The sequence below is a fragment of the Pseudomonas mendocina genome (genome assembly GCF_900636545.1).
GTDB classification, from domain to species: domain Bacteria; phylum Pseudomonadota; class Gammaproteobacteria; order Pseudomonadales; family Pseudomonadaceae; genus Aquipseudomonas; species Aquipseudomonas mendocina.
Genome location: NZ_LR134290.1, coordinates 4,661,308 through 4,678,025, shown reverse-complemented (window position 1 = coordinate 4,678,025; position 16,718 = coordinate 4,661,308). Strand labels below are relative to the sequence as shown.

Below are 16,718 nucleotides of genomic sequence, written 5' to 3'. Positions count from 1 at the left end.
TTCAGACCGCGACGCGGTGGGCGGACAGGTCCGCGCCGCTGATGCGGTAGATGCCGATCTCTCCCAGCAGGTTGGGCCAGATGCGGCTGGCGATGCCGTGGCGGTGGTCACGGTCCACCGCCAGGCGCTCTTCCACACGGGCACCCTGGGCGTGGCACAGGCGCTCGAAGTCCTCGAAGGTGCAGAAGTGGATGTTCGGTGTGTTGTACCAGGTGTAGGGCAGGAAGTCCGACACCGGCATGCGACCTTTTGTCGTCAGGTACCAGCGGCAGCGCCAGTGGCCGAAGTTGGGGAAGGTGATGATGCAGGTCTTGCCGACGCGCAGCATCTCGGCCAGCACTTTGTCCGGGTAGTGCAGCGCTTGCAGCGACTGGGTCATGACCACCACATCGAAGCTGTTGCTGGCGAAGTTGCCCAGGCCCAGGTCGAGGTTCTGCTCGATGACGTTGACGCCGCGCTCGATGCACAAGGCGATCTTGTCCGGGTCGATTTCCAGGCCGTAGCCGGAAACCTGCTTGTTGTCACGCAGCCAGGCGAGCAGTTCGCCGTCGCCGCAGCCCAGGTCGAGCACACGGCTGCCCGGGGCGATCCATTCCTGGATGATGTCCAGATCCGCTCGCATGCTCATACCTCGATTCGCTTCATGTAGCTGCCGAATGCCTGCAGGTAACGCGGGATCGGCATGAGGAAGGCATCGTGGCCCTGCGGTGCATCGATCTCCAGGTAGCAGACGTTCTTCTTCGCCGCCAATAGGGCGTCAACGATCTCCCGCGAGCGGGCCGGGGAGAAACGCCAGTCGGTGGTGAAGGACATCAGGCAGAAGTCCGCCTTGGCCACGGCCAGGGTCTTGGCCAGGTCGCCGTCGTGGGCGGCGGCCGGGTCGAAGTAGTCCAGCGCCTTGGTCATCAGCAGGTAGGTGTTGGCGTCGAAGCGCCCGGAGAACTCCTCGCCTTGGTAGCGCAGGTAGCTTTCCACCTGAAACTCGACACTGTGGAAGTCGTAGTTGAGCTTCTCGCTCTTCAGACCGCGGCCGAATTTCTCGCCCATGGCGTCATCGGACAGGTAGGTGATATGGCCGACCATGCGCGCCAGCATCAGGCCGCGCTTGGGGATCACACCCTGTTCCTGGAAATGCCCGCCGTGGAACTCCGGGTCGGTGAGAATCGCCTGGCGCGCCACTTCGTTGAAGGCGATGTTCTGCGCCGACAGTTTGGGGGCCGAGGCGATGGCCAGACAGTGACGCACGCGCTCGGGGTAGCTGATGGTCCACTGCATGGCCTGCATGCCGCCCAGGCTGCCGCCGATCACCGCCGCCCATTGCTTGATGCCGAGCACATCGGCCAGGCGCGCCTGGCTATGCACCCAGTCTTCCACGGTCATCACCGGGAAATCGGCGCCGTAGGGTTTGCCAGTGGCCGGGTTGGTGCTACTCGGGCCGGTAGAGCCGTTGCAACCGCCGAGGTTGTTGAGGCTGACGACGAAGAATTTGTTGGTGTCGATCGGCTTGCCGGGGCCGATGCAGCTGTCCCACCAGCCGGGTTTGCGATCATCCGGGCTGTGGTAGCCGGCGGCGTGATGGTGGCCGGACAGGGCATGGCAGATCAGCACGGCATTGCTGCGCGCGGCGTTCAGCTCGCCATAGGTTTCGACGACCAGTTCGTACTCGGCCAGGCTACGCCCGCAGGCGAGCGCCAATGGCTCGCTGAAACGGAACACCTGGGGGCTGACCAGGCCGACGGAATCTTCGGGAAAGGCAGTGGGCATGGAGGCGCTGCTAATGAATCGGAGGAGGGCGCCAGTCTAAAGAGCACCGCCGGTAGCGGCAAGCGAGCATGCCGCCCGCTTGTGCTACTGGCTTTGTTGCCGTGCCGCCACCGGCAGGCTGACCACCTTGCCCTGGCGCTGCACTGGTGCCGGGCGGCGCAGCACGCGGAGCATGTCGCTGGCCTGGGCCAGTTGCTGCTCCAGCTCTTCCTGGTAGCGCGCAAGTTGCAGGCTGCGCTTGCGCGTTTGCTGGGTTTCCTGGGCCAGCGCCTTGAGGCGCAGCATGTGGCTTTCCAGCATCTGCTTGTGTTCCAGGGTGTGCTGCATCAGCGGCATCAGTGCATCGGCGGCCCACTGTTCGGCGTCCAGGCGCAGGCGCTGGTGCAGGCCAATCACTTCTTGAGCCAGAGTGGCGAAGAAGCGCCGGGTCAGGCTGCGTTGTTCGGTGAGCAACGTCTTCACGTGCAGGCGGAACTGATCGCCCTTGTCCTGCAGCTTCTTCAGCTCGCGCAGGTAGCGCTGGATCTTGAACTGCGGCGCATCGACGCCGCCCAGCGGGCTTTCTTCGTTGTGTCGGCGATAGATGGCGGCGACCATCTTGTTGGCCATCTCCGCTTCGTGCTCCAGGTTGTGCAGGTCCTGCTCTACGGCGCGGAAGAAATGCAGGATGGCCTGGTTGATGCCGAGGGTGGTCCAACTGCCGGTGAGGTTGCGACGCACCTCGTTCAGGTGTTGCTCCAGACGCTCGGCGCGTGCCGCATGGCGCAGCAACTGGCCCTGGCGTTGCAGCAGGCGCTGATTGGTCTTCAGGCCGAGCAGGCGCTTGTGGTGCTGGTTGTGGTCTTCCTTGGTCTTGGCGGTCAGCTCGAACAGCAGTTGGCCGTTGTCCTGCTGATGATTGCCGAGCAGGGCCAGTTGTTCGCCGACCTTCTCCAGGCGCAGGTTGAGCACATGCTGGCTGTTGTTCACCAGCGCCAGGACCTGGCGCACCACATGATCTTCGATCAGGCGCTCCTTCTGCGCCACAATGCGCTCGCACAGTAAGGTTTCCAGGTTGGCCATCTGGCTGCGAGCCAGCAGCGCCTCGTCCTTGCGCACCTTGGCCAGCAGCGCCTGCTTGGCCGACAGCGGCAGCACGTCCTGCTTGGCGATGCCCAGCTGTTTGGCAGTGGTGCTCTGAATCTGGCTGATGGCGTTCTGCACGAAGGTCTCGCCGGCCAGGTCGTCCCAGAGCACGTCGATCTTGTTCAGCACGGCGAACAGGCAAGTCTGGGCGTCTTCATCGAGTTGGCGGATGTGCTGCTGCCAGATGCTCATGTCGCTGGCGGTGACGCCGGTATCGGCGGACAGCAGGAAGATGATCGCCTGGGCGTTGGGCAGCATCGACAGGGTCAGCTCGGGCTCGCTACCCAGGGCGTTTAGGCCGGGAGTATCGAGAATACGCAGGCCCTGGCGCAGCAGCGGGTGGTCGAAGTTGACCATGGCGTGGCGCCAGGCCGGCACCAGCACCTGGCCGCGCTTGCCGGTGCCTTCGAGCATGTCTGGGTGGAAGCCGAGCTGGATCGCCTGTTCCACCGGCATGGCTTTGGTCTTGGCCACCTGGCTGAAGGCCAGCGCCATGTTGGCCGGGTCGCTGGTATCCAGCGGAATGTTCACCCAGTGCCGAGGGATGCGTTTGAACTGCGCGACACTGGCCGAGGCCGTGCGGGTCTCGATCGGCAGCAGGCGAATGTAGGGACGCTCCGAGCGTGGGTCGAAGAACAGCTCGGTGGGGCACATGGTGGTGCGCCCGGCATGCGAAGGCAGCATGCGCTGGCCGTATTCGGAGAAGAACAGGCTGTTGATCAGCTCGGTCTTGCCGCGCGAGAACTCGCCGACGAAAGCCAGGGTGATGTGGTCGGTACGCAGGATCTTCAGCGCACGTTCGAGCTTGGCCTGAACCGCCTCGGAGTTGAGCCGGTTGTGCTCCAGCCAGCTGCGATAGCGCGTGATCTCGCGCATCAGTTCGCGTTTCCAGGCGACGTAGGCGTCAACCTGCTGGCTGAGACGTTCCATGCTCATCCTGGCTCTCCTCTCGGCAAGATCACCTCTTGCGGGGGCTGCGTAACGGTTCGGTTCGGGGGGCCGCCAGGAAGCACGGCATTTCGCGAGAACAGTTTGCATTATGCGAGCTGCAAGGCAGCCGTCAATTGGCCTCTTCGACAGTCCCGCCTTATGGTCGGCTGGGCTGGCTGAGTGGTCGTCAGGCGCGCTGCAGACCGGGAATCGGCGGCAGGCTCTGCGGGGCGCGAATACGCAGGCGTTTCTGCCGATTGAGTTCGCCGCTTTCCAGGATCACTTGGCTCTTGGCCACGCCGAATGCCTTGGCCAGGAAGGCCTGCAGATGGGCGTTGGCCTTGCCGTCGACCGGCGGGGCGGTGAGGCGGATCTTCAGCCGCTCACCATGCAGCCCGGCGAACTCGTCCTTGCTCGCCTTGGGCTGCAGGTGGCAGTCGAGGATCAGGTCGTCGCCGTCCCAGCGGTAGAAACTCATGCCGAGAACCTGCTCAAAGTCTGCTGCGCGTCGGCTTTGCTGCGTTAAAAACAGGCTCGGAATGCTCATTTATCATTCGTAAACTCCGCTTCCTCGCCTGTTTTTGCCTTGCATAGTGCTAGCTCGCGAGCCTTTGAACAGGCTCTCAGAGGAAAGGACTGAGCATCGGTGGCAGGCCGGTGGAGGCCGCCAGAGCGCCGATCACGTAACGGTCGATCAGGTTGATGGTGATGAAGGCGAAGATCGGTGAGATATCCAGGCCACCGAGGTTCGGCAGCAGCTTGCGGAACGGCGCCAGCAGCGGCTCGCAGATCTGGTTCACCAGCTGAGCGCCGGGGTTGTAGCTGCCCGGAGCGACCCAGGAAAGGATCACGCTGATGATCAGGGCGAAGAAGAACACCTTGAGGAACAGCGAGGTCACGCCGATCATCGACCACACCAGCAATTGCAGAATGAAACCGCCGACGTTGTAGCCCATCAGCGTCAGGGTCACGACCATCAGCAGCAACTGCACCAGAATCGCCAGAATCAGCGAGGCCAGATCCAGCCCGGCGAAGCCTGGGATGATACGGCGAAGTGGCGTCAGCAGCGGCTGAGTGGCCTTGACGATGAACTGGCTCAGCGGGTTGTAGAAGTCGGCGCGCACCAGTTGCAGGATGAAACGCAGCAGCACGATCAGCAGATACAGGCTGCCGAGGGTCTGGATGATGTAGATCAGGGCTTCGATGAGTCCGGACATGTGTGCTTCCCTTATTGACCCAGTTGTTCAGCCAGTTCGGCCGAGCGATTGGCGGCGGCATTCAGCGCCTGTTGTACCAGCGCTTCGAAGCCGCCGGCCTGGAAGGTTTTGATCGCCGCTTCGGTGGTTCCGTTCGGCGAGGTCACACGGCGACGCAATTCTGCCGCGTCGACATCACTTTCGCTGGCCATGCGTGCGGCGCCCAGTGCGGTGTGGATGCTCAGGCGTGCGGCAGTCTCGCGTGGCAGGCCGAGCTGCTCGCCGGCCGCCGTCATCGCTTCGATCAGCAGGAAGAAATAGGCCGGGCCGCTGCCGGACACTGCGGTAACTGCGTCGAGCTGGGCTTCTTCATCCAGCCACAGGGCCAGGCCGACGGCACTCAGCACCTGCCCTGCCTGGGCTTTCTGCGCAGTGTTGACGCGTGGGTTGGCGAACAGGCCGGAAACACCCTGACGCAGTAGCGCCGGCGTATTGGGCATGCAGCGCACTACCGGGCGCTGGCCCAGCCAGTTTTCCAGGCTGGCGCAACTGATGCCGGCGGCGATGGAGATGATCACCTGGTTGGGGGCCAGGTGTGGCGCCAGATCCAGGCATACCGTTTTCATGATCTGTGGTTTGACCGCCAGCACGATCAGATCGGCACCCTTGATGGCCTCGCCATTGTCGGCGAAGGTGGCGATGCCATGCTCCTGCTGTAGGCGGGCGCGTTGTTCGCTGCCGGGCTCGCTGGCGCGGATGGCGCTGGCCGCCACGCCCTGGGCGCGCAGGCCGCCAATCAGGCTGGCGGCCATGTTGCCGGCGCCGACGAAGGCGATGATCGGGTTGCTCATTGCGGGAATTCCTTCATTCAGTGAGTGGGCTGACCGTAATCGCGGGCGCCGAACAGAGCGGTGCCGATGCGCACCCAGGTCGCGCCTTCGGCGATGGCTGCTTCCAGGTCATGGCTCATGCCCATGGACAGGGTATCGAGATCGAGCGCCAGGTCATCGCGTAACTGACGCAGACGGGCGAAGGCGGCATGTTGTGCGGTGACGTCCTCGGTTGGTTCGGGAATTGCCATCAATCCGCGCAGCTGGAGGTTGGGCAGGGCGGCGATGGCCTTGGCCAGCTCCGGCAACTCCTCCGGGCTACAGCCGGACTTGCTGTCCTCACCACTGACGTTGACCTGCAGGCAGATGTTCAGTGGCGGCAGGTGCGCGGGGCGCTGATCGGAAAGGCGTTGGGCGATTTTCAGGCGATCCACCGAATGTACCCAGTCGAAATGTTCGGCGATGGGCCGGGTCTTGTTCGATTGAATGGGGCCGATGAAGTGCCAGATCAAGGGCAGGTCGGTCAGCTGGGTCTGTTTTTCCAGCGCCTCCTGCAGGTAGTTCTCGCCAAAATCGCGCAGACCGGCGGCGTGCGCTTCGCGGATGGCTTCGGCTGGTTTGGTCTTGCTTACCGCCAGCAGGCCGATGTCAGCCAAATTGCGCTGCGAGGCTTGCGCCGCCTCACGGATACGCGCTCCGACCTTTGCAATATTCTCTGCTATCGTGGACATTACCTGCGCTCTATAAAGCCCGACCCCTAGAGGGTTTGCGGCATTCTACCTGCTTGCTTGTAATTGGGGAGTCCCATGGATATCACTGAGCTGCTCGCCTTCAGCGCCAAGCAAGGCGCGTCGGATTTGCACCTCTCGGCGGGGCTGCCGCCGATGATCCGCGTTGACGGCGATGTGCGCCGCATCAACCTGCCGCCGCTGGATCACAAGCAGGTTCACGCGCTGATCTACGACATCATGAATGACAAGCAGCGCAAGGATTACGAAGAGTTTCTCGAGACCGACTTCTCCTTCGAAGTGCCGGGCGTGGCGCGCTTCCGGGTCAACGCCTTCAATCAGAACCGTGGTGCCGGTGCGGTGTTCCGTACCATTCCGTCCAAGGTACTGACCATGGACGACCTGGGCATGGGCGAGGTATTCCGCAAGATCACCGACGTGCCGCGCGGCCTGGTGCTGGTCACCGGCCCTACCGGTTCGGGTAAGTCGACTACCCTGGCGGCGATGCTCGATTACCTCAACAGCAACAAGTACCACCATATCCTCACCATCGAAGACCCCATCGAATTCGTTCACGAGTCGAAGAAGTGCCTGGTCAACCAGCGTGAGGTGCACCGCGACACCCACGGCTTCTCCGAAGCGCTGCGTTCGGCGCTGCGTGAAGACCCGGACATCATCCTGGTGGGTGAGATGCGTGACCTGGAAACCATCCGCCTGGCGCTGACCGCAGCGGAAACCGGCCACCTCGTGTTCGGCACCCTGCACACCACCTCCGCTGCCAAGACCATCGACCGCGTGGTCGACGTGTTCCCGGCCGAAGAGAAGTCGATGGTGCGTTCGATGCTCTCCGAGTCGCTGCAGGCGGTGATCTCGCAGACCCTGCTGAAGAAGATCGGTGGCGGTCGCGTGGCCGCGCACGAAATCATGATCGGTACGCCTGCCATTCGTAACCTGATCCGCGAGGACAAGGTCGCGCAGATGTATTCGGCGATCCAGACCGGCGGCGCGCTGGGCATGCAGACCCTCGATGCGTGTCTCAAGACCCTGGTATCCAAGGGCCTGGTCAGCCGCGACAGTGCGCGCGAGAAGGCCAAGAGCCCCGAGAACTTCTAACAGCCGTAGCGACTGCGCCGCACGCCGCCAGTCGCCAGGTCCTGCGGGGCCTTCATCGGGCGTGCAGCTGATTGGCGAGACCCAAGATGGAATTCGAAAAACTACTGCGCCTGATGGTCGAAAAAGGCGGTTCCGACCTGTTCATCACCGCTGGCGTGCCGCCGTCGATGAAGGTCAACGGCAAGATCATGCCCGTGACCAAGAACGCCATGTCGCCGGAGATGACCCGCGAAACCGTGCTGGGTGTGATGAACGAGGCGCAGCGCCGCGACTTCGCCGAGAACCACGAGTGCAACTTCGCCATCAGCGCCCGTGGCATCGGTCGCTTCCGTGTCAGCGCCTTCTACCAGCGCAACCTGGTGGGCATGGTGCTGCGTCGTATCGAGACCACCATCCCGACCATCGATGAGCTGAAGCTGCCGGATATCCTCAAGAAACTGTCGCTGACCAAGCGCGGACTGGTGCTGTTCGTCGGTGCCACCGGTACCGGTAAATCCACCTCGCTGGCGGCGATGATCGGCTACCGTAACCGCAATAGCAGCGGCCACATCATCTCCATCGAAGACCCTATCGAATACATCCACCAGCACCAGAGCTGCATCGTCACGCAGCGCGAAGTGGGTATCGACACCGAGTCGTTCGAGGTCGCCCTGAAGAACACCCTGCGCCAGGCGCCGGACGTGATCATGATTGGCGAGGTACGGACCCGCGAGACCATGGATCACGCCGTGGCCTTCGCCGAAACCGGGCACCTGTGCCTGGCCACCCTGCACGCCAACAACGCCAACCAGGCGTTGGACCGCATCATCAACTTCTTCCCAGCCGACCGGCAGAACCAGGTGTGGATGGATCTGTCGCTCAACCTCAAGGCCATCGTCGCCCAGCAACTGGTGCCGACCCCGGATGGCAAGGGACGTCGCGCGGTGATCGAGGTGCTGATCAATACCCCGCTGGCTGCCGATCTGATCCGCAAGGGCGAGGTGCACGAGCTCAAGGGCCTGATGAAGCGCTCCAACGAGCAGGGCATGCAGACCTTCGACCAGGCCTTGTACAACCTCTATACCCAGGGTGAGATCACCTACGAAGATGCGCTGCTCTACGCCGATTCGGCCAACGATCTGCGTCTGATGATCAAGCTCGGCTCTGAAACCGATGGCGATCACCTGACCAGCATGGCCCAGGGCCTGGCGCTGGAGGTCAGCGAGGAAGATCCGGGGCGTCGCTTCCGCTGACGCTGCCGGTAGGCGTTACGCTGAAGAGGGGCCCGCTTACCACCATCGTGCCATGACATTTGCGGACAAGTCCGCTCCCACAGGGAGGCACCCTGCTTTGTGGGAGCGGACTTGTCCGCGATGTTTTTCCTTGAGTCATCACATCAACCTTTCCCCGCTGATGAACCTGGTGTCCCGGGGCAGGGCCGCTGCGGAGCAGCACACCACTTCGCTCTTGTGAGGGGGCTTGATTCGCTATGCCTGATCTTCTGTCCCAGCTCGCTCTGCGGTCGCCTCTGCGCCCATGGTGATGCGTTTGCCTTTCCTGCCAGCCAGCGCCAGTGCCTGGCCATCGCGCTGAGCGCCGGCGCGCGCTTCGCTCATCAATTGCGGTATCAGCGGGCCTTCCGGCAGGTGCTTCCAGAATCTCAGCGGCAGATGCTGCTGCATCACCGAGCGGTTGAGCCGCGCCGGGTTGAAGGTGCTGCCGTAGTAAGCGCGCCACAGGGCCTGGCCGGCATCCTCGGACTGCTGCGCCCAGGCTTGCCACTGCGCTGGGCATCGGCGCTCGTGCAGCAGGCGCTGGCCATCCCAGTACACGCCATCGCGCGGCGTCGCGATCAGCCAACTGTGCTTGCCCAGGCGCTCGACGAAGTGGTCGCTGGCAGAGGCCAGGATGTCGTGCGCCGGCTCGAACCAGGCAACGAAATCCGGCGCGCCTGCAGCCTGGCACGGCTGGAAACGCACGAAGGCATGCAGGTGATGGGCCTCGCGGCGTACCGCCTTGAGTCGGCGATGCAGTTCGCTGCCATCGGGATCGCCGGCCAGCACAGCGCTGCGCTCGCCCTGCACGAAGCGCCAGAGCACACGATAGAGCAGGCTCCAGCGTTCCTCACCGCGGTACTGCGCGGCACTTTCCAACAGCTCCAGCAACTCGGGCGATACGCGCAGGCGGCCGCTGGGCTCTGGTTCGTGCTCGGCCGCTTCATCGAACAGGCCGGGCGCGGCCTCTTCGTCCAGCCACTGCAATTGATGGGGTGCCAGGCCCTGGAGCAAAGCGCGGCGTGCGGCCTGGCGCCAGGTGGTGAAGGTGCCGTCGAAGCGCAGGCTGTGCATCACCACAACGCCATCTGTGCCGGGGTGTCGCGTAGCTGCTGGCGCAGCACCACAGATTCGTGTTCGGTCCGTGGCGGCCGGTAATCCTGAGTGACGATGAAGGGTTTGGCCTTCTCCAGCACGCAGCGCAGGCGGGTCAGATCTTCATAACGGATGCGCCGTTCACGCCGCAGCGCGCCCAGGCGCCGTGCGCTGAGCACGCCGATGCCCGGTACGCGGGCGATCAGTGACTCGTCGGCACGGTTGAGGTCGACGGGAAATTGCTCGCGGTTGGCCAGCGCCCAGGCCAGCTTGGGGTCTATATCCAGCGCCAGGTTGCCGGGGCCGACCAGTAGTTCGCTAGCACTGAAGCCATAGCCGCGCATGAGGAAGTCGGCCTGGTACAGACGGTGCTCACGCAGCAGCGGAGGTGCCTCGAACGGCACGCTTTTCGGGCTTTGCGGGATGGGGCTGAAAGCCGAGTAGTAGACGCGGCGCAGGCGATAGTCCTGATACAGGCTTTGTGCGTTGTGCAGGATGGTGCTGTCATCGGTGGCGTCGGCGCCGACGATCATCTGCGTGCTTTGCCCGGCTGGGGCGAAGCGTGGTGCGTGGCGTTCTTCCTGAGCCTCGCGTTCGCCGAGGTGGATGCTGTGCATGGCCTGGTGGATGCTGCCGACGTTCTTTTCCGGTGCCAGGCGTACCAGGCTGGTCTCGGTGGGCAGCTCGATGTTGACGCTGAGGCGGTCGGCGTACAGCCCGGCTTCGGCGATAAGCTCCGGGGCGGCATCGGGAATGGTCTTGAGATGGATGTAGCCGCGAAACTGATGTTCCTCACGCAGCAACCTGGCGACGCGGATCAACTGTTCCATGGTGTAGTCGGCTGAACGGATGATGCCGGAGCTGAGGAACAGGCCGCTGATGCAGTTGCGCTTGTAGAAGTCGAGGGTCAGGGTGACCACTTCCTCGGGGGTGAAACGTGCACGTGGTACGTCGCTGGAGCGGCGGTTGATGCAGTACTGGCAGTTGTACAGGCAGAAGTTGGTCAGCAGGATCTTCAGCAGGGCTACGCAGCGTCCGTCCGGCGTGTAGCTGTGGCAGATGCCCATGCCGTTGGTCGAGCCGATGCCATCCTTGCCCTTGGAGCTTCGCTTCGGTGCACCGCTGCTGGCGCAGGAGGCGTCGTACTTGGCGGCGTCGGCGAGGATGGTGAGTTTTTCGATCAGTTGCATGGCATGTGATAGTGATACTGTTTTTTTATACAGTATATTGGCCTCGTACAGCTATCAAGTCATTCGTTGTGTCGCTCTGCCTCGCGGCGCATGAAACCTTCCCTTGGCCCACTGCGTCTTACGTTCACCACGCTCAAGGAGTTCGCCATGCAACGACCCGATACGCACAGCAAGCTGATCGGCTACCTGCTGTGGATTTTTGGCTTTCTCGGTTCGCATCGTTTTTATTACGGCAAGCCGGTAACGGGGACGATTTGGTTCTTCACTCTCGGTCTGTTCTTTATCGGCTGGATCATCGACCTGTTCCTGATCCCCGCGATGGATCGCGAAGCCGACCTGCGCTTTACCGCCGGGGATACCGACTACAACGTCGCCTGGATCCTGCTGACCTTCCTTGGCGTGTTCGGTGTGCACCGCATGTATCAGGGCAAGTGGATCACCGGGATCATCTACCTGTTGACCGGTGGCTTGTTCCTGGTCGGCGTGCTCTACGACTTCTGGACCCTCAATACGCAAATCTCCATCCGGAACGCCCAGCGCGGCTGATCGGCAGGGAACTGGCTGATGACGCTTCGCTCCAATGACGCAGAGCGAGGCGCCTGCTTCGCGAGGAATTCCCTACAGGGACGTGCCACTTGCCGTAAACGAGGCACCCATGAATTCCGAAGAGCGAACCCTGATCGATGGCCTGTTCTCGCGTTTACACGATGCCGAGCGACAGAGTGCTGCCCGTGATGCCGAGGCCGATGCGCACATCGCCGAGCATGTCGCCCGTCAGCCCGCCGCAGCTTATTACATGGCGCAGACCATCCTGATTCAGGAGGCCGCGCTCAAGCGCCAGGATCAGCGGGTCAAGGAGCTTGAAGCGCAACTGGCCGAAGTGCAGCAGCAACGCCCCAGCAATGGCGGTTTCCTTTCCGGTCTGTTTGGCGGTGGCGCGCGTGAGGCGCAAGCGCAGCCGAGCACGCGCCCGGATGGTTGGGGGCAAACACGGTTTTCCCAGGGGGCGGCCAGTGATGCACGCCCGCCGCAGCCGGCAGCCATACCGGGGCAGGGCGGTGGTTTCATGCGCGGCGCTCTGCAGACGGCGGCCGGTGTGGCCGGTGGGGTGATGATGGCCGAGATGCTCAGCGGCCTGTTCCATCACGGCAGCCCGACGGAGATTGTCGAGGTGGTCGAGGCGCCCATGCAACAAGACCCCGGTAGTTTCGATGCGGGCTCATCGGGCGACAGCTTCGCCGATGACGGCTATTCCGATGGCAGCGATTTCTTCGACGGCGATGACAGCATGTTCAGCTAAGCGGTGTGGATGACGGCAGCGAGAGGGCTGCCGTCATCCGCCTGGAGGCTTCAGTCGTCGCTGTCGTCGTCATCCCCGCCGTCGACCTTCATGCCCAGTTCCTTGATCTTGCGCGTCAGGGTGTTGCGGCCCCAGCCCAGCAGCAGGGCGGCGTCGCGGCGGCGGCCGGCGGTGTGCTTGAGGGCGGTCTCGATCATGATGCGCTCGAAGGCCGGCACGGCGCTGTCGAGCAGGTTTGACTGGCCGCGCGCCAGCGCTTGGTCGGCCCACAGGCGCAGCGCCTGTTCCCAGTTGGTCACTGGTGCGGCGTCCTGCGGCTGGGTCAGCAACTCTGGCGGCAGGTCATCGACATGCACTTCGCGACCCGAGGCCATGACGGTGATCCAGCGGCAGGTGTTCTCCAACTGGCGCACGTTGCCCGGCCAGGGCAGGTGCTTGAGGTAGTCCTCGGTTTCACTCTTGAGCAGCTTCGGCTCCACCGCCAGCTCCTGTGCCGCTCGGGCGAGGAAGTGATGGGCCAGGGTCGGTATGTCCTCGCGGCGGTCGGCCAGGCGCGGAATGTGGATGCGAATGACGTTGAGGCGGTGGAACAGGTCTTCACGAAACTTGCCGGCCTGCACCAGGGTTTCCAGGTTCTGGTGGGTGGCTGCGATGATGCGCACGTCCACCTTCACTGGGGTGTGGCCACCGACGCGATAGAACTCGCCATCGGCCAGCACGCGCAGTAGACGGGTCTGGGTGTCGGCCGGCATATCGCCGATCTCGTCGAGGAACAGGGTGCCGCCATCAGCTTGCTCGAAGCGGCCACGGCGTTGGTTGGCTGCGCCGGTGAAGGCGCCTTTCTCGTGGCCGAACAGCTCGGACTCCATCAGGTCCTTGGGAATTGCCGCCATGTTCAGGGCGATGAACGGGGCTGCCGCGCGCGGGCTGTGGCGATGCAAGGCGTGCGCCACCAGTTCCTTGCCGGTACCGGATTCACCATTGATCAGCACGGTGATATTGGAGTGGCTCAAGCGGCCAATGGCGCGGAACACCTCCTGCATCGCCGGCGCTTCGCCGATGATCTCCGGCGTGCGCGCCTGTGCGGCGGGTGCGGCCAGGCTCTGTTGTTCCTGGGCGTGCTGGAAGGCGCGCTTGACCAGTGACACCGCCTCGTCGACGTCGAACGGCTTGGGCAGGTATTCGAAGGCGCCGCCCTGGTAGCTGGCTACCGCGCTGTCCAGGTCGGAATGCGCAGTCATGATGATCACCGGCAGACGTGGGTACAGCTCGCGGATGCGTGCGAGCAGATCGAGGCCGCTGGCACCGGGCATGCGGATATCGGAGATGATCACGTCCGGCTGCTGGCGGGTCAGGCGGGCGAGTACACCGTCGGCACTGTCGAAACTCTGAGTGGTCATGCCTTCCTGCTGCAGGGCCTTTTCCAGGACCCAGCGGATGGAACGATCGTCGTCGACAATCCAGACGGTTTCACTGCGGCTCATGGCGTGGGCGCTCCTTGTTCCAGCGGCAGGAAGATCGAGAATACGGTGTGGCCGGGATAGCTCTCGCACTCGATCAGACCTTGGTGCTGGCTGATGATGTTCTGGGTGATGGCCAGGCCCAGGCCGGTGCCGTCGGCACGCCCGCTGACCATGGGGTAGAAGATGGTTTCCTGCAGCTCCGGTGGAATGCCGGGGCCGTTGTCGATGATCTCGACCTTGACCACTAGGCGGTGGCGCGTATGGCCGATGGTGAACTGGCGCAGGGTGCGGGTGCGCAGGCTGATGCGCCCCAGGCCCATGTCATGTTTCTGCCCGGAGATGGCCTGCATGGCATTGCGCACGATATTGAGCACGGCCTGGATCATCTGCTCGCGGTCGATCAGCAGGTCGGGAATGCTCGGGTCGTAATCGCGCACCAGGGTGATGCCGCCCTGGCTTTCCGCTTCGATCAGGTTGGCGACGCGTTCCAGGACCTCGTGCACGTTGGTCATCGCCAGCGATGGCAGCTTGTTCGAGCCGAGCATGCGGTCGACCAGATTTCGCAGGCGGTCGGCCTCTTCGATGATGACGTTGGTGTAGTCCTTGAGGTCTTCGTTGGGCAACTCGCGCGAAAGCAGTTGCGCCGCGCCACGGATGCCACCGAGCGGATTCTTGATTTCGTGGGCCAGGCCGCGGACGAGCAACTTGGTGGTTTCCTGCTTGGACAGCTGCGCCTCTTCCTTGGTGATGCGCAGCAGGCGGTCACGGGGGTGCACCTCCAGCAGCAGCAGGGTTTCGCCCTTGCTGAACAGTGGCGTCACCGCGTAGTCCACGGTCAGCGTCTGGCCGGTGACCGAGGTCAGCACGGCTTCGCGCTTGTTGAACGGATGCGCCTGCTCCACCGCCTGGCGCAGTGACGACAGCGCCTCGGGCGATTCGGTGAACAGGTCACTGATGAACTGGCCATGGCTGCGCTGGCCGCTAACGGCCAGGAGCATTTCCGCCGCCGGGTTCATGTACTCAAGGCACAGCTGGCTGTTGAGCAGCAGGGTGGCGGTGGTCAGGTTGTCGAGTAGCAGTCGGTGCAGCGCGTCGTTGATGGTCATAAGCAGTGCGTTCCGGCGATGAGCAGGAAAATGCAAGAAGCAAACCAAGGCCCTGAAAAGACGCATTATTTGTGCGGTCTGCCAGGTTTTGGTGGTGCTGGGGCGAAGCCGGGCGGGGAAAAGCGACCCAAAACAGGGAGAGCTTAGGAGGTGGTGCGCCAGATTGCACCATTAAGGTGCAATCTGCTTTCAGAGGAAAGGAAGGATGCTTGCCTCTTCCTTGGGCTTGTCTTTCAGCGGGCACTCGGGGCGAACGCCGTACTCATCTTTCTTGCACGGGTTGACCTTGCGCTTCTGCGCCAGGCTCATGCGGTGCATGTGGAAGGGCTGTGCCGGCGTGCGCTCGACGATCAGGCCGGCGGAGTCGATGATTTCTGCCACCAGCTGGTGCGTGCCGCGGTCGACGTGCTGCAGGGAGAACACCGGGCTACGGCTGATCTCGCCCTGGGGTTCGCCGTTCAGCAGCAGGCGGTAGCTGTGGCCGGGCAGTAGGCCCGGCTCGCTGTTGAGGGTGACGATCATGTCCCCTGAGCCGTTATGGATCGAGGCATCCGGCTCCGGCACGAGGATGCGCAGCACCTGGTAATGCACGGTCGGTTTGGTGACGGCAGGCGGTGTCACGCGAACCGTGGACGGGGGCTGGCTCAGCTCCACGCTGTTGGATGGCGCGAGCATCACCCGCTCGGCATTGCTGCTGCGCGGTTTGTCGGTGAATACGCGGTTACCTTCGGCGTCGATGTAGGTGTAGACCTGGCCGAAAGCGAGCGGTGCAGCGAGTAGAAGCAGGATGAGTGGGGAACGCATATTCACTTGGCAGGCTTTGGTGCTGGGCGAGGAGGAGGTGGTGCCTGGCGTGCCGGGCTGTGCAGGCTGATACGTTGCACGGTAAAGGTCTCGGTGGCGCTCTGCTGGACGATACGGTCGCCTGCCATCACCGCCACGGCCAGCGCGTGCTCGCCACGGTCGATATTGGTCAGTTGCAGGCTCGGTACGTTGCTGGCCTGGCCATAGGGTTCGCCATCGAGAATCAGGCGCAGGCGGTGACCGGGTTGCAGGCGCGGCTGAATGTTCACGCCAACGATAAAGGTGCCGTTGTTGGCGCGCATGGCCTCGTCGTCCGGGATACCGGTCAGGCTCAACACGGAGTAGGGCGCTTCGCTCTGCGCCGAAGTATCGTCTTCGACCGCTGGCAGGCTGGGCGTCTGCATCTCCACCGTGTTGGTCGGCGGCAACTCGACGCTCTCGGCGGCTGTGCCATCCGGCGGCTGATTGGTGAAGACCGTATTGCCGTTCGCATCGGTGTATTTGTATATCTGCGCGCTGGCCGGCAGGGCCAGGGCAAGCAACAGGCAGGCGAGTAATGGGCGCATGGGCCGATCCCTCCTCGGGTGATGCGCTAAGCCTTGCACTGCTATCGGTTCCTGGCAAGCGCAGGGCGCCTTGGCTGTGATGTTTGGCTACAAATCGGCTCGGGTAGCAGGCGCGAACTGCATAAGGTGACGGGGGCGCCGAGGTTATGTGAGCCATCTACTGCAGCACCTCGGCTCTCGGTGCGGAGGGTGCAGCCTACGGCTGAAATGAAAAAGCCCCGCCAGGCAGAGCCGGGCGGGGCTTTCGAAAGCGCC

The 16,718-nt window shown here is 63.3% G+C and carries 17 protein-coding genes; 4 read left to right on the top strand and 13 right to left on the bottom strand.

What is annotated here, in order from left to right; translation table 11 throughout:
* Position 1: 1 nt before the first annotated feature.
* The 7 genes from metW to EL191_RS21885 all read right to left on the bottom strand — a co-directional run bounded on the left by metW (position 2) and on the right by EL191_RS21885 (position 6,576).
* Positions 2 to 622: a methionine biosynthesis protein MetW gene (gene metW, locus EL191_RS21915; RefSeq protein WP_024309842.1), complete on the bottom strand. Its 621-nt coding sequence runs from the start codon at positions 620 to 622 to the stop codon at positions 2 to 4.
* Positions 623 to 624: 2 nt separating this feature from the next.
* A complete protein-coding gene (metX, locus tag EL191_RS21910) occupies positions 625 to 1,764 on the bottom strand; it encodes a homoserine O-succinyltransferase MetX (protein WP_017363103.1) in 1,140 nt (379 codons plus the stop codon).
* Between the two features lie 84 nt (positions 1,765 to 1,848).
* The gene (locus EL191_RS21905) at positions 1,849 to 3,825 is read right to left on the bottom strand and encodes a dynamin-like GTPase family protein (RefSeq protein WP_041980233.1); all 1,977 of its coding nucleotides are present in this window, start codon (positions 3,823 to 3,825) and stop codon (positions 1,849 to 1,851) included.
* Positions 3,826 to 4,006: 181 nt separating this feature from the next.
* Positions 4,007 to 4,297 (bottom strand): DUF167 domain-containing protein, encoded by a 291-nt coding sequence (locus EL191_RS21900; protein WP_026042151.1) that lies wholly within the window; start codon positions 4,295 to 4,297, stop codon positions 4,007 to 4,009.
* 145 nt (positions 4,298 to 4,442) lie between these two features.
* Positions 4,443 to 5,036 carry a YggT family protein gene (locus EL191_RS21895; RefSeq protein ID WP_013717522.1) on the bottom strand — a complete coding sequence of 198 codons (594 nt, stop codon included), beginning with the start codon at positions 5,034 to 5,036 and terminating at the stop codon, positions 4,443 to 4,445.
* Between the two features lie 11 nt (positions 5,037 to 5,047).
* A complete protein-coding gene (proC, locus tag EL191_RS21890; RefSeq protein ID WP_013717521.1) occupies positions 5,048 to 5,866 on the bottom strand; it encodes a pyrroline-5-carboxylate reductase in 819 nt (272 codons plus the stop codon).
* A gap of 17 nt (positions 5,867 to 5,883) precedes the next feature.
* Positions 5,884 to 6,576, bottom strand: a complete 693-nt coding sequence (locus tag EL191_RS21885) for a YggS family pyridoxal phosphate-dependent enzyme (protein ID WP_041980232.1) — start codon at positions 6,574 to 6,576, stop codon at positions 5,884 to 5,886.
* 75 nt (positions 6,577 to 6,651) lie between these two features.
* Between EL191_RS21885 and EL191_RS21880 the strand changes: the two genes are divergently transcribed.
* Together EL191_RS21880 and EL191_RS21875 are read left to right on the top strand one after the other, a co-directional pair.
* Positions 6,652 to 7,686: a type IV pilus twitching motility protein PilT gene (locus EL191_RS21880; protein ID WP_013717519.1), complete on the top strand. Its 1,035-nt coding sequence runs from the start codon at positions 6,652 to 6,654 to the stop codon at positions 7,684 to 7,686.
* Positions 7,687 to 7,772: 86 nt separating this feature from the next.
* Entirely contained in the window at positions 7,773 to 8,918 is a 1,146-nt protein-coding gene (locus EL191_RS21875) for a PilT/PilU family type 4a pilus ATPase (protein ID WP_013717518.1), read from the top strand.
* Between the two features lie 234 nt (positions 8,919 to 9,152).
* On the opposite strand, the gene EL191_RS21870 is transcribed toward EL191_RS21875, so the two are convergent.
* Together EL191_RS21870 and EL191_RS21865 are read right to left on the bottom strand one after the other, a co-directional pair.
* A complete protein-coding gene (locus EL191_RS21870; RefSeq protein WP_041980231.1) occupies positions 9,153 to 10,013 on the bottom strand; it encodes a TIGR03915 family putative DNA repair protein in 861 nt (286 codons plus the stop codon).
* A complete protein-coding gene (locus tag EL191_RS21865) occupies positions 10,013 to 11,224 on the bottom strand; it encodes a putative DNA modification/repair radical SAM protein (protein ID WP_041980230.1) in 1,212 nt (403 codons plus the stop codon). Before EL191_RS21865 ends, EL191_RS21870 begins: the two co-directional genes overlap by 1 nt.
* 147 nt (positions 11,225 to 11,371) lie before the next feature.
* On the opposite strand from EL191_RS21865, the gene EL191_RS21860 reads away from it, so the two are divergent.
* A complete protein-coding gene (locus EL191_RS21860) occupies positions 11,372 to 11,770 on the top strand; it encodes an NINE protein (protein ID WP_013717515.1) in 399 nt (132 codons plus the stop codon).
* A 109-nt stretch (positions 11,771 to 11,879) separates the two neighbouring features.
* Positions 11,880 to 12,524 carry a DUF2076 domain-containing protein gene (locus tag EL191_RS21855; protein ID WP_041980228.1) on the top strand — a complete coding sequence of 215 codons (645 nt, stop codon included), beginning with the start codon at positions 11,880 to 11,882 and terminating at the stop codon, positions 12,522 to 12,524.
* A 50-nt stretch (positions 12,525 to 12,574) separates the two neighbouring features.
* On the opposite strand, the gene ntrC is transcribed toward EL191_RS21855, so the two are convergent.
* The 4 genes from ntrC to EL191_RS21835 form a co-directional block, all read right to left on the bottom strand.
* Positions 12,575 to 14,008, bottom strand: coding sequence for a nitrogen regulation protein NR(I) (ntrC, locus tag EL191_RS21850; protein ID WP_003463926.1), 1,434 nt, complete (start codon positions 14,006 to 14,008; stop codon positions 12,575 to 12,577).
* A complete protein-coding gene (glnL, locus tag EL191_RS21845) occupies positions 14,005 to 15,093 on the bottom strand; it encodes a nitrogen regulation protein NR(II) (RefSeq protein ID WP_013717513.1) in 1,089 nt (362 codons plus the stop codon). The genes ntrC and glnL overlap by 4 nt, the downstream gene beginning before the upstream one ends.
* Before the next feature lie 189 nt (positions 15,094 to 15,282).
* The gene (locus EL191_RS21840) at positions 15,283 to 15,897 is read right to left on the bottom strand and encodes a DUF4124 domain-containing protein (RefSeq protein ID WP_041980227.1); all 615 of its coding nucleotides are present in this window, start codon (positions 15,895 to 15,897) and stop codon (positions 15,283 to 15,285) included.
* A gap of 2 nt (positions 15,898 to 15,899) precedes the next feature.
* On the bottom strand, positions 15,900 to 16,463 hold the full coding sequence (locus EL191_RS21835) for a DUF4124 domain-containing protein (RefSeq protein WP_041980226.1): 564 nt from the start codon (positions 16,461 to 16,463) through the stop codon (positions 15,900 to 15,902).
* Positions 16,464 to 16,718: the final 255 nt, after the last annotated feature.

Coding starts and splice junctions, on each gene's coding strand:
- metW (WP_024309842.1), bottom strand. CDS start 622: ATGCGAGCGGATCTGGACATCATCCAGGAATGGATCGCCCCGGGCAGC.
- metX (WP_017363103.1), bottom strand. CDS start 1,764: ATGCCCACTGCCTTTCCCGAAGATTCCGTCGGCCTGGTCAGCCCCCAG.
- EL191_RS21905 (WP_041980233.1), bottom strand. CDS start 3,825: ATGAGCATGGAACGTCTCAGCCAGCAGGTTGACGCCTACGTCGCCTGG.
- EL191_RS21900 (WP_026042151.1), bottom strand. CDS start 4,297: ATGAGTTTCTACCGCTGGGACGGCGACGACCTGATCCTCGACTGCCAC.
- EL191_RS21895 (WP_013717522.1), bottom strand. CDS start 5,036: ATGTCCGGACTCATCGAAGCCCTGATCTACATCATCCAGACCCTCGGC.
- proC (WP_013717521.1), bottom strand. CDS start 5,866: ATGAGCAACCCGATCATCGCCTTCGTCGGCGCCGGCAACATGGCCGCC.
- EL191_RS21885 (WP_041980232.1), bottom strand. CDS start 6,576: ATGTCCACGATAGCAGAGAATATTGCAAAGGTCGGAGCGCGTATCCGT.
- EL191_RS21880 (WP_013717519.1), top strand. CDS start 6,652: ATGGATATCACTGAGCTGCTCGCCTTCAGCGCCAAGCAAGGCGCGTCG.
- EL191_RS21875 (WP_013717518.1), top strand. CDS start 7,773: ATGGAATTCGAAAAACTACTGCGCCTGATGGTCGAAAAAGGCGGTTCC.
- EL191_RS21870 (WP_041980231.1), bottom strand. CDS start 10,013: ATGCACAGCCTGCGCTTCGACGGCACCTTCACCACCTGGCGCCAGGCC.
- EL191_RS21865 (WP_041980230.1), bottom strand. CDS start 11,224: ATGCAACTGATCGAAAAACTCACCATCCTCGCCGACGCCGCCAAGTAC.
- EL191_RS21860 (WP_013717515.1), top strand. CDS start 11,372: ATGCAACGACCCGATACGCACAGCAAGCTGATCGGCTACCTGCTGTGG.
- EL191_RS21855 (WP_041980228.1), top strand. CDS start 11,880: ATGAATTCCGAAGAGCGAACCCTGATCGATGGCCTGTTCTCGCGTTTA.
- ntrC (WP_003463926.1), bottom strand. CDS start 14,008: ATGAGCCGCAGTGAAACCGTCTGGATTGTCGACGACGATCGTTCCATC.
- glnL (WP_013717513.1), bottom strand. CDS start 15,093: ATGACCATCAACGACGCGCTGCACCGACTGCTACTCGACAACCTGACC.
- EL191_RS21840 (WP_041980227.1), bottom strand. CDS start 15,897: ATGCGTTCCCCACTCATCCTGCTTCTACTCGCTGCACCGCTCGCTTTC.
- EL191_RS21835 (WP_041980226.1), bottom strand. CDS start 16,463: ATGCGCCCATTACTCGCCTGCCTGTTGCTTGCCCTGGCCCTGCCGGCC.